This is a genomic window from Flavobacteriales bacterium (assembly GCA_016779995.1).
Taxonomy (GTDB): domain Bacteria; phylum Bacteroidota; class Bacteroidia; order Flavobacteriales; family UBA7312; genus UBA8444.
Genome location: JADHMO010000011.1, coordinates 1 through 12688, shown reverse-complemented (window position 1 = coordinate 12688; position 12688 = coordinate 1). Strand labels below are relative to the sequence as shown.

The window sequence follows — 12688 nt, the reverse complement described above, 5'->3', positions numbered from 1 at the left end:
GACATTATGCAGAGTAGTTTTTTATAGCATTAATAAACACTTTAGCATTTTCAACTGGAACTGTAGGCAGTATTCCGTGCCCTAAATTAGCGATGTATCTGTCTTTTCCAAAGCCATCAACCATTTCTTTAGCAAGTCGTTCTATTTCACTATGTGGAGCGAATAACCAGGCAGGGTCAAAATTACCTTGTAGAGTAATGTTAGGACCAGCTAATTTTCTAGCCTCTTGTGGTGTAAGTGCCCAATCCACACCAATGGCATTGGTGCCTAAATTGACTAAGTCTTTTATTGCATACCACGCGCCTTTGGCAAATACTATGGTTGGTGCGCCACTAATGTTGTCAACGATTTGCTTTATATAAGGTAATGCAAACTCTTGAAAATCTTTGGGTGAAAGCAGTCCAGCCCATGAATCAAACAGTTGAACGGCTTGAGCACCGGCTTCAATTTGTGCGTTGAGGTAAGCTATGGTAGTATCGGTAATTTTTTGAAGTAGAAGATGTGCAGCATCTCTTTGCGAATGACAAAATGCTTTGGCCTGAGAAAAATCTTTTGAACCTTGACCTTGAACCATATAACATAGTATTGTAAATGGCGCGCCAGCAAAGCCTATCAACGGAACTTTTCCGTTTAAATCTTGGCGTGTTAATGTAACAGCGTCCATCACATAACCTAATTTTTCGTGCACATCAGGTACTTGTATTGCCTCAGCATCCTTTAGGTTATTTACCGTTTGAGGAAGATATGGACCTTTACCTGCAATCATTTGCACTTCATAACCTAGGGCTTGAGGAACAACCAAGATGTCAGAAAATAATATAGCTGCATCTGTACCGACTTGGTCAATAGGCATAATCGTAATCTCTGAAACTAACTCTGGTGTTTCGCAACGTTCGAAGAAAGAATACTTTTCTCTCAAAACGCGATAGTCGGGTAGGAATCGTCCAGCTTGACGCATCATCCATACAGGAGGTCTCTCTACCTTTTCGCCATTTAGTGCTCTTAGCAATAAGTCATTCTTTAGTTCTGGAAAATCGTGTTTCATTGATTAAAATAGTGTTTAGCAATATCTACTAGGCTTTGTGGCGTAGTGGACTTACTTATTATGCATTTTTGTCCTTCATTATTTAGTGCTTGGGCTGTTGTGGGTCCTATAGCAAAACATGGTAAATTCATAAAGCCACCATTTTGAGCTAGTGAATAAACCGAGCTAGGACTCATAAAAGCTAAGCCGTCAATAGATTGCAAATTTACGGTTTTATTAAGATTTTTGCTCTCATAAACAACGACTTCTTTTAGCTTAATAGCATGTGATTTTAAAAGGTCAGGTAAGTCATCTCGTCTTCTGTTTCCACAGATAAAAATAACTTCATCTAATTGTTCCTTAATTATCAGTTTAGCGACTTCAAGGGCAGAGGCTATTTTTGGAATTGTGGCTGAGGGTAATAAACTGGCTGTTTTTTCTCCAACAGCATATATCGAATGGGATAAGGGAATTTTATTCTTTAAAATAATTTCAACGGCATTTCTACTAGTAAAAACCCAAGTTTTATTTTGGTCTAATTCTCCTTTGTCAAATGGTATTTCTGATATCTGAATAAGTCCATCGCAAGACACTTTCAGTTTCTTGTCTGAATTCAGTTCTTTTAATGTCTGTTCTGATAAGTCATTAAGAAAAAGAAGATGTTTAGCTGTACTTTTCATTTTTTGCTGATTCAATCAGTTTTTGAGCACCTTTATTAAGTGCTTCTTGGGCAGCTCTTTGAGCTAAATGAAGTCCGTTAGCTTTGTCATCTTTTAAGGAAATTGTAATTTTTTCTTTACCATCAGTGCTTACTACAACCCCCTCGAAGAAAAGTGTATTCTCTGAAAGAGTCACATGAGCGCCGACTGGTGCTGAACAACCTCCGTTTAGTATATTTAAAAATGACCGTTCTATGCTCGTGCAAAGTGCTGTGTTTTCATCATTAAGTTCGTTGGCTATACTTTTGATGGATTCATTTTCTGTATGACAAATGATCGCTACTGCTCCTTGTGCTGGTGCAGATACCATCCACGATAATTCTTGCTCTATTTCGTGTTCAAGACCTAATCGAATAAGTCCTGCACTGGCGAGTATGGTGGCGTCCCATTGACTGTCTTTAAGTTTTTGAATACGAGTAGGAACATTCCCTCTTATATCCACCATTTTGTGGTGAGGGTATTTGTTTAGCCATTGTGCTTTTCTTCTATTGCTACTAGTAGCAATTACGGCAGAGTTATTATTAAGGAAGTCCAAGTCCTTGCGACATACGAGAGCGTCTGTTGGATTTTCTCTTTTTAGGATAGCACATACTTCCAAATTTGGCTCTAGTACAGTAGGGATATCTTTAAATGAGTGAACAGCAATGTCTATTGTTTTATTAAGAATTACATCGTCCAGAGCTTTGGTAAAAACACCTTTTCCACCCATTAGTGGTAGTGGGGTGTCAAGTACTTTGTCGCCTTCCGACTCTATGAGTACTAGTTCATAGGTGTGACCAAGTTCTGTTAGTCTATCGGCAACGTGATGAGTTTGCCATAGGGCTAATTTACTTTTACGACTACCAATTTTAATGTGCATCTAATTGATTTTATACATTTCTCGCATAACTTCCAATATATCTTCGTCAACACGATATCTGTTACGAAGATACTCAATGTTTTTGCTAGATATTTTTTTAACGATACTATCGATAAGAGGTTTTATGCGTTCCAATTCGTCTTGTTGATATTGCCCCTTATATTTCTCAATTTCTGAATTTTTCATTTCTTCAAATGTCATCTTCAGATTTTTGATTGTTGGACCTAAATTATGCAGCTTTGACCAATCTTCAAACTCTAATTTGTGAAGGTTGATGATAGTTTTTGCTTTCGGTATATCTTTTTTCCTCTTATCTAGTGTTTTGTCAGCTTCAGCATTGAGCTGATCCATATCGACCAATTCAATGTATTGATTTGAAGCAAGTTTTGGGTCTATATTTCTAGGAACAGATAAATCAATAAACAATTTTTCTGAGTTTAAATTAGGAATATGGTCCTCATTTATGGTGTATTCTTTTGAGCTTGTAGCAACCACTACAACATCAGCTTTTGCGATTTCTTGAACTAGAGTCTCTAGAGGAGCATAGTTTACTTTTTGAGTTTTTGCAATCTCTTGAGCCTTTTCTAGTGTTCTATTGATAATAATTATTTGAGCTTTAGTTTGGCTATTCAGATTTTCCAACGTACGTTGTCCTATTTCACCAGTACCAAAAACTAGAATTTTTTTGTCTTTACGCAAGTGTTCAGTTTTTTGTCTGATTTTAAGAACAGCAGCATGAGCAACAGAGGCAGCTCCTTTGCTAATGGTTGTAAACGATTGAACTTCCTTATTAGCTTGAAATACAAATTGCAAAAGCCTATCCATATGGCTATTTATACAATCGTTGTTTTTAGCAATTTCTACGCCCTCTTTGACTTGTGAAAAGATTTGCAAATCGCCTAATATTTGAGAGTCTATACCTGTACTGACTTCAAATAAATTTTGAATAGCCTCATCACCTTGAAGGATAAAACCGTACTTTTCGAAGTTGTCTTTTTGATTACCGCTGTATTGTATAAACTTTTCTTTGAGCTGATGAATATTGATATTGTTGGCAAATACTTGGGTGCGATTGCATGTTGATATGGTAAATGCCGACCCTCCAAGTGCTTTTATATCAGAGATAAAATCAATGGATTGTTGTTGGTCAATACTGAATTGTTCTCTTATTTCTAATGGACAATTCCAATGACTGATACCTATGCTATAAAATGAGTTTGACATGCAATTACACACTTCGTTTAATTATCATTTCTTTTAATCCATTGACGAATGTATCTGAGGAATTAAGACTTTCTACAAGTTGAACTTTTTCCCCACCAAATTCTTCAAACAACTCTTGGTATTCATCACCAATTTCTATGGTTGTCTCAAGGCAATCGGCAACAAATGCAGGAGAAAAAACGAGTATTTTTTTAGCTCCTTTTTTGCCTAAATCTTCTATTAATTTGTCAGAAAAAGGTTCTATCCAACCTTTACCTAATCTGGATTGAAAACCTACGCTATAATCAGATTCTTTGAGCTTAAATCGTTTAGCCAATTGTATTGCTGTTTCATAACAGGTAGCTTTATAGCAAAATTGGTTGGCTTCAGTAACACCATGTTCACAATCGTTATCTTGACATAACCCCTCATCATACACTTTATCCACATGCCTTTCTGGTAAGCCGTGAAAACTAAATAAGACATGGTCATATTCGTCGAAATTGTGCTTGTTACCTTGTTCTTCAAATCCTTTTAGATAAAATTCTTGGTCATAAAATTGACTAACAAAGCTAATCTCAGGAATAACCCACCATTTTTTTATAACATCCATAGCCTCCTCAATGACAGAACCATTAGTGGCTGATGCATAGTGTGGAAATAGGGGGAGTATGATGATTTGCTCAAAATTTTTACCTTCCCAGCTTTGTAATATTTTTTTAAGAGAAGGGTTTTTATATCGCATTGCATATTCCACGTGATAACTATCCCCTAGCTCGTGCTTCAATTTTTCGGTCAAATCATCAGTGTGATATATAATCGGAGAACCTCTTTCTGTCCACAATTCTTTATAAACTTTAGCAGATTTTGGTGCTCTAAATGGAACAATAATACCGTTGACCAATATTTTTCTAAGCAACCAGGGTATATCAATGACTCTTTTGTCATTAAGAAACTGAAAAAGATAGCTTCTAACATCACTTGTTTTAGTGCTATCGGGGGTGCCAAGATTAACTAATAAAACCGCCTTCTTTTTATGCATACAAAACGTATTTAAAATACAACTGCAAATTTAAGCAATATATATTACTAAGCTCTCCTTAAATTTGCTTTAAAGCTCTATATTTTTTAAATTGTGAGCAATCTTTAGCGGGTTTTTCTTACGTTAAATTCGATGAATCATAGCGATTGTTTAGATGAAAGCTTTTTTTATGCCGATGAACAGTGTCTTTTTATTGACGAATCAATTTCATTTTCATCTGTTCGAAACCTATTGAGGTTAGTTTTGACTTTTCGCACAAGGAGAATTTTTATGAAGTTAAGATTTTTACATCTAGGAAATGATTATTGGTTTAGGATGTTGTTTGTTCCTTTTGCTGGTTTTTTGTTTCCTTACGTTACTCACATGATTCCTGATGATAATTTCACACAAACCTTTTTTTCTAAAAATCCATCTTTATATACTTTACCTGTTGTTTATTTTATCTTTGAAATTAATGTAAGACTATTGGTTTATTCCAAGAAAAGATTTTTTAAAAGAAAAAATATAGAGGGTTACTCGCTAATTCTTGTAAGAAGAGTTATTCTACAATTATTATTAAATTCAATTCTGATGTTATTCTTCCTAATTGTGTGGTATGCTGCAATACTACAATTAGATGATTTTGCAAATTACATTTACAACAATATGTTTGTGGGTATGTCGCTCACTTTAGCTGTGATATTATTATTTGAAGCAGGATATTTTTTAGACAAATTAATTCAAGAAATGACTAAGACACATTTATTAGAAATTGAAAATATCAAAAGTCAAACCAAATTATTGAAAAATCAGTTAGCCCCACATTTTATGTTTAATTCTCTGAGTACTTTAATATCATTAATAGAAATTGACAAAAATAAAGCTATAGATTTTTTGTCAACATTTTCAAATTCATATCGCTATGTGCTTTCAGTTAGTGATGATGTTTTAGTTGACTTAAAAAATGAATTAGCTTTTGTAGATGATTATGTTTCGATTTCCAAATCTAATTATGGTGAAAATTCGATAAGTTATAATGTAGATGTATCAAAAAACTATCAAAAACTATTTGTTCCTCCTATGAGTGTCCAGATGTTAGTAGAAAATGCTCTGAAGCATAATAAATACACCAACAATAATCCGTTGAACATAAACATATATGTCTATAAAAAAGAATACTTAGTAGTAGAGAATAATTTAATGCTCAAAAAATCTAGATTTTCTACAGGTATGGGGTTAGATAGTATAAGTCAAAGGTATCAATTGATTGGAGATTACTCAATTAATGTCATTAAAAGTTCTGATTCTTTTGAAGTTCAAATCCCGCTAATTAAAAAACAAAAAACTGAATAATGGATGTAGTTGTTATTGAAGACGGCCCAAGTATAGCCGAAAATATGAAAAAATATATTGAAGCCTATGACGCCTCTAAAGTTAGGGTTGTGGCTATAATTTCGAGTGTAGAGGAAGGACTTGAGTATTTTTCTAAAAATGATATGCCCGATTTAATTTTTAGTGATATCGAATTAAATGATGGCTTATGTTTCGAAATTTTTGAAGATAGTGAGATTTTATGTCCAATTATTTTTACGACCTCTTATCATGAGTATTGGCAAAAAGCATTTAAAACTAATAGTATTGATTATTTATTAAAGCCAATTACTAAAAAGAAAATTTTTGATAGTTTGACTTTTTTTTATGAATTAAAAAAATATTATGAAAGAGACACTGACAATGAAAAGTTGATAAAGTTCATTAAAGATTTAAAGGCTAATGATGATAAGATATATAAAGAGCGTTTTTTACTCAAAATGGGCAACAAGTATAATTTAGTTATTGTTAAAAATATAAAATACCTTTATTCATCAGATAAATTATCTTATGTAGTCACTAAAGATGGAGAGCGATACTCTTCATATGATTCTTTAGGCAAACTTGAAGAAGAATTAAATCCCAAGAGATTTTTTAGAATAAATCGTAAGATGATAATAAATCTAGATTATATTAATAAGGTTAAGCCTTTTTTTAAAGGAAAGTTGATTGTAGTTATGTTGGGAGACAATGAGGAGGAATACGTGGTTAGTCAAACAAGAGCGAATAGTTTTAGAAAATGGTTGAATATTTAGAAAAAAGATTTATCTTTACATCAACTTTAAAACCATTTACTTAATTGCACATGAAAAAAATTATACTCTTTTCATTATTATTTCACTTCACTACATCCTTTGCACAACAGAAATCGCCTTATTTGATGCGTTCAACTACTTCAGCTGCGGGTTCTTCACAAAGTGTTAGTGTTGGTGACAAGAATTATTTACTTCAACAAAGCTTTGGTCAAGCTAGTCCAGCAGGTACAGTTTTTGAAAGTGATTTTGTGGCAAGACAAGGCTTTATTCAACCTTTTTTATTAGCTAAACTTAGTAGAAGACCAGACCCTATAGGTTTAGGTGTTTATCCAAATCCAGTAATTGATGAGTTACATATAGATTTAGAAAAGCCCTACAAAGGCAATATGTATGTTACTTTATATGACTACAGAGGCAGGCTTGTTGATAGACAATCTTACAAAGAACAGCAATTTGTCATTTTTGATGTTCGTCACCATGCTCAAGGAACTTACTTCTTGCGAGTTAGTGTTGGAGACAGACAGCGTGTCGTTCAGATAAATAAACAGCGATAAAATAAATTAGTCAGAAAAAAAAACTTAAATAAAACTATGAATTTGAAAAACTTACTCTTAGCGATATTTTCGCTATGTGTCTTTTGGAGTTTTGGGCAAGAAAACGAAGATGGGGAAGAGACAAAAAAAGGTTTGCAATGGAATTACTTTAGTGTGGAAGGAGGATTGAATTTTACGAAGTTTCAATATTTAGATTCTAGAGATGAACAATCTTTGATTACAGATATGACCAATAGTCCTAAAGAAAAATATGCCGTAGGGTTGGGTATTGCACCTGCCAATTTTGATAATCTCGAATTTCATATTGGCTTGGCTAATAACAACAATGATGTAAAAGCCTATTTTTTGTCTGGTATGACGGAAAGCTTTGTGCATTACGACTTTGATTTTATTACTGCAGAATTAGGGCTTAACTTAAGGTTGTTCAAGTTTGGTAAGACTGATAAAGAATGGTCTATCTTGGCTCAAGGGGGCTATTATTTTAACTGGCTGATGGCGGGATTCCAAGAAAGAAACAGTCGATTTGTTGACTTGAAGGAGTACGAAAATTTCGATAATTCTAGTACGGATATTAACTATGGTGGAGCTATAAGGAAAAAAGTTTCTCCCTATTCAACGCTTCAATTTTCATACCGTATTAAAAAAGGATTAGAATTAGAAGAACAAGCTCCCGATGGCAAGTTTGAGCGTTACAATTTTAATACCAATGTCTTTGCTGTTGCCTTAATGGTTGATTTACCAGCAATAACGAATCGTCATAAAAAGGAAAAAACATTTGAGGATTTGGCCGAGAAAATGATAGATCAGATGGAAAAGGGTGATTCTTCAGAACAGGCTACTGCCGATAAGATAAGAAAGTTATTAGCTGACTACAACGATATGGATAGAAAAGTAGCTAAAAATTCTCATGAATTAGAGCAAATGAATGAGCAATTGTTAGCACTTGAACAAAGTCCCAAAACAAATTCTAGTACTGATTTTGAATTAGATGAAAATAAGCGATTAATTCTCTTTCCATTTGCTAAGAGTCAATTCTATGATGTGTTCAAAGTTGAACTCAAAGCATTGGCCGATTTGATGAAAGAGAACCCCAATAATTCTTTAGCACTGGTAGGCTATGCTGATATTATTGGCTCAAGCGACTACAATGTTAATTTATCAAAAAAGAGAGCTGAACGAGTAAGGGACTTTTTGATAAAAGAAGGCGTTTCTAAAGATAGAATTACTGTTGACTATTTAGGTTCAACATCCAAATTTGATAAATATAATTTCCTATTTAATAGGAGAGTAGAAATAACAATCATTAAAAAATAAACGTGTAAAGTAAAACCCCAAAAATCCTTTTAGACATGAAACAATTAGCCCAATTTTTAACTCTTATTTTTATTAGTCTATTTTCTGTGCAGCTATTAGCTCAATCCCCAGGAATAAGTTATCAGGCTGTTATTTTAAGCAATCAGGGTCAGCAATTGCCTGGAGAAAATGTTGAAGACGAATTGTTAGCCTCACAAGAGTTAGCCTTCAGATTTAAAATCTATAATGACGATGGCGATGAATTCGTTGAAATTCACAGAAGTGTATATACCGACAGGTTTGGTATGGTAAACTTAGTAATAGGATGGGGAGATCCTGAGTTTCAAACCTTTGATGACATTATATGGGATGGTAAGGATAAATGGTTAGATGTCTATATAGATTTTACAGCTACGGGAACTAACTTTGAAGTTCTAGAAGAAAGAAAGCCGCTTTTTAGTTTAATTTCTCAACACCTTTCCTTAGATAAAGATTTAGACCCAAATAATGAAACTCAAGCTATTAGTTTTTCTGACGACACGCTTTTCTTATCGAATGGAGGTAAAGTATTTTTAGGGGAATATAAGGATGATACCGATCAGCAGGATTTAACACTTACGGGTAATTTATTGGGTATTACCAATGGTACTAATACCATTGATTTAACTCAATTTCAAGATGGTACTGGAACAGATAACCAACAATTAACTTTAAACGGTACAGATTTGAGTATTGATAATGGGAACTCTGTAGATTTATCTTCCTTGCAAGATGGTACAGGAACCGATAATCAAACTTTAGAATTAGTTTCAGGCACTACGGTTTTGAGTATATCTGGGGGTAATTTTGTGAATTTAGCAGCCCTACAAGATGGTACAGGTACGGATAACCAACAATTAACATTAAGTGGTACTAGTTTATCTATTGACAATGGGAATTCTGTGGATTTATCTTCCTTGCAAGATGGTACGGGTACAGATAATCAGGACTTACAATTGAATGGAACTAATTTATCTATTGATAACGGAACTAATGTTATTGATTTATCATTAATAGCTGGTAATAATACAGATAACCAACAATTAACATTAAGTGGCACTAGTTTATCTATTGACAATGGGAATTCTGTGGATTTATCTTCCTTGCAAGATGGTACAGGTACAGATAATCAGCAATTAACATTAAGTGGCACTAGTTTATCTATTGACAATGGGAATTCTGTGGATTTATCTTCCTTGCAAGATGGTACAGGTACAGATAATCAGCAATTAACATTAAGTGGTACCAGTTTATCTATTGACAACGCTAATTCTGTGGATTTATCTTCCTTGCAAGATGGTACAGGTACAGATAATCAGGACTTACAATTGAATGGTACTAATTTAACTATTGATAACGGAACTAATGTTATTGATTTATCTGCTTTTGATAATGATAAGCAAAACATTTCAGGTTCTAGCTTTATGAATAATGTATTGACTATTGGTATTAGCAACGGGACGAGTGAGACGGTTGATTTATCATCACTAGCTACTGGATTAGATACTATCTATTCTAAAAACGATACATTATATGCTGTTTATAACAGTTTTAACGACACTGCCAAAGTAGATTTATCAGCAACCCAATCGGATGACCAACAATTAAGCTTTAATAATGACACCTTGTATTTGGAGGACGGTGGCTTTGTGGATTTATCCGCTTTGAATGCAACTGAAGTTGATGGTGACATTTTCAATGAAATTCAAAATATTACTCTAGCAAACGATAGTTTATTTCTATCCTTGGGTGGCGGTGCAGTGGACTTATCAACATTGAAAGGTACGGATGATCAGCAAATATCATTTGCTAACGACTCTCTTTTCTTGGAGAATGGTGGAGCAGTGGATTTATCCGATTTAGTAAATGCTTTCGACACCATTTATACCACTAATGACTCGGTGGTTATAGTGACTAATAAATTTCAAGATACTACTATTATAAACACTGCATCTGGTGGTGGTAGTGATGGTGATGCTTGGGGAGTAAATGGTGAAGATCAAAATTCAGATATCGGTAGAACAGGTAAGGTCGGTATAGGCACGACTTCTCCACAACAAGCCTTGCACGTCAATGGACAAGTTAGAATTGATAGTATACCAAATGGTGTAGTAACAGATTCATTATTAGTAGTTGATGCTAACGGTGATTTGAAAAAGGTATCTCATTACAAGTATATGCCTGTAACTTATTCATCTGAAAATACATATACAGTTTTAGATACTGATGAGTTCGTAGTTTTTCAAGGAGGTCAAAATCCTATAAATGTTACTCTACCAGATCCAGCATCTTGCCCAGGTCGTGTAATTGTTTTTGCTGAAGAAACGAATAATGGGACATCAGTTTTACAATTTTTAAAGCATACTGGCGACTCAGGTGGTGTATTAGGAATAGTTCAAAATGTGTGGTCAGGTAATAGTAATTCAGTTGTTTCTACGGGAAATGTATGGTTGATGAAAGGAAGTCAATGATTGTTAGGTTGAATTTAAATTATAAACAAATATAGCTAGGAAAATGAGAAAGATTGTTTTTATATTAATAATTGTTTCTATAGCAGTTATTTCGAAAGCCCAAGTAAGGTTAAACAACAATTTAAATGAAGGTTCATTGAACGAAAGTTCAGCTTTTTTAGACGCTAGTAGTACTCCAACTTGGAACTTTTCAGCTAATGTTGCTAAAGGTATAGTATTTCCAAGAACAGACTTAACTATTTTTACTTTTACGCTAGGTTCAACTGGACCTTATGGTTTGGCAAATTTTACAAATAGATGGGATGGTTTTATTGTGTTCAATACAGGAACAGGGATTTCTGCAGTTGGTGGAGACTCGATTTATCCAGGCTTTTATTACTACAGAAATACTCATCCTTTTAATGCTGATGCTGGTCATTGGATTCCTATGACCAATACCGATGGTCAAGTATTAAGCGTATCTAATGACACTTTATATATTTCCAATGGCAATGGAGTGTATTTAGGACCAATAAACGATAACGACCAGGATTCAACGAACGAAATACAAACCCTAAGTTTTCAGAATGATTCATTATTTTTAACACAAGGAGGAGCTGTAGATTTATCTTCTTTAATTTTTGATTTTGATACAGTCTATTCTCAAGGAGATAGTTTAGTCATAGTACTTGATAATTTTCAAGACACTACTTTTGTGGATTTAGGAGAAGCCGTAGGAACTGACGACCAAAACATAAATATAGATGGCGATAGTTTACGTATAGAAAATGGTAATGCGGTGGCACTTTCTGATTTAGGCACAGATAACCAAGGTTTAACTTACGCTACACTAACCGATAATGTCCTAACTATAGACATAGAACGAGGAGATTCTGTTACGGTAGATTTATCAGCTTTAGCTTTTGATTTTGATACGGTTTATTCTCAAGGTGATTCCTTGGTGATGGTACTTAATGATTTTCAAGACACCACTTTTGTCAATTTGGGAGAAGCCGTAGGATCAGATGATCAGCAATTGACTTTTTCTAACGATACTTTATACTTAGAGGATGGTGGCGAAGTGGATTTGAGTGGCTTGATGGGGACTGATGACCAAAACATCAATATAGACGGCGATAGTTTACGCATAGAAGATGGTAATGCGGTGGCACTTTCTGACTTAGGCACGGACGACCAACAGTTGACATTTTCTAATGACACTTTGTATTTAGAGGATGGCGGTGAAGTGGATTTGAGTGGCTTGATGGGAACTGACGACCAAAACATCAATATAGACGGCGATAGTTTACGTATAGAAGATGGTAATGCGGTTTCACTTTCTGACTTAGGCACGGACGACCAACAGTTGACATTTTCTAATGACACTTTGTATTTAGAGG

The 12688-nt window shown here is 34.3% G+C and carries 11 protein-coding genes; 6 read left to right on the top strand and 5 right to left on the bottom strand.

The window, feature by feature from the left end; translation table 11 throughout:
- Positions 1 to 4: 4 nt before the first annotated feature.
- Genes hemE through hemH form a run of 5 tightly spaced genes read right to left on the bottom strand, consistent with a single transcriptional unit; the run spans position 5 to position 4847 of the window.
- A complete protein-coding gene (gene hemE / locus ISP71_07040) occupies positions 5 to 1045 on the bottom strand; it encodes a uroporphyrinogen decarboxylase (protein ID MBL6663840.1) in 1041 nt (346 codons plus the stop codon).
- A complete protein-coding gene (locus ISP71_07035) occupies positions 1042 to 1704 on the bottom strand; it encodes a uroporphyrinogen-III synthase (GenBank protein MBL6663839.1) in 663 nt (220 codons plus the stop codon). Before ISP71_07035 ends, hemE begins: the two co-directional genes overlap by 4 nt.
- A complete protein-coding gene (gene hemC, locus ISP71_07030) occupies positions 1688 to 2602 on the bottom strand; it encodes a hydroxymethylbilane synthase (GenBank protein MBL6663838.1) in 915 nt (304 codons plus the stop codon). Before hemC ends, ISP71_07035 begins: the two co-directional genes overlap by 17 nt.
- On the bottom strand, positions 2603 to 3826 hold the full coding sequence (gene hemA / locus ISP71_07025) for a glutamyl-tRNA reductase (protein MBL6663837.1): 1224 nt from the start codon (positions 3824 to 3826) through the stop codon (positions 2603 to 2605). It abuts the gene before it with no gap.
- 4 nt (positions 3827 to 3830) lie between these two features.
- A complete protein-coding gene (gene hemH, locus ISP71_07020; protein MBL6663836.1) occupies positions 3831 to 4847 on the bottom strand; it encodes a ferrochelatase in 1017 nt (338 codons plus the stop codon).
- 132 nt (positions 4848 to 4979) lie between these two features.
- On the opposite strand from hemH, the gene ISP71_07015 reads away from it, so the two are divergent.
- The 6 genes from ISP71_07015 to ISP71_06990 all read left to right on the top strand — a co-directional run.
- A complete protein-coding gene (locus tag ISP71_07015) occupies positions 4980 to 6179 on the top strand; it encodes a histidine kinase (GenBank protein MBL6663835.1) in 1200 nt (399 codons plus the stop codon).
- Complete coding sequence (locus ISP71_07010; GenBank protein MBL6663834.1) at positions 6179 to 6952, top strand: response regulator transcription factor; 774 nt, start codon at positions 6179 to 6181, stop codon at positions 6950 to 6952. Before ISP71_07015 ends, ISP71_07010 begins: the two co-directional genes overlap by 1 nt.
- Before the next feature lie 50 nt (positions 6953 to 7002).
- A complete protein-coding gene (locus ISP71_07005; GenBank protein ID MBL6663833.1) occupies positions 7003 to 7506 on the top strand; it encodes a T9SS type A sorting domain-containing protein in 504 nt (167 codons plus the stop codon).
- 36 nt (positions 7507 to 7542) lie between these two features.
- Positions 7543 to 8820, top strand: a complete 1278-nt coding sequence (locus ISP71_07000; GenBank protein ID MBL6663832.1) for an OmpA family protein — start codon at positions 7543 to 7545, stop codon at positions 8818 to 8820.
- Between the two features lie 35 nt (positions 8821 to 8855).
- Positions 8856 to 11309, top strand: coding sequence for a hypothetical protein (locus tag ISP71_06995; GenBank protein MBL6663831.1), 2454 nt, complete (start codon positions 8856 to 8858; stop codon positions 11307 to 11309).
- A 43-nt stretch (positions 11310 to 11352) separates the two neighbouring features.
- Positions 11353 to 12688 (top strand): hypothetical protein (locus tag ISP71_06990; GenBank protein ID MBL6663830.1); only part of this gene is annotated, 1336 nt, incomplete at its 3' end.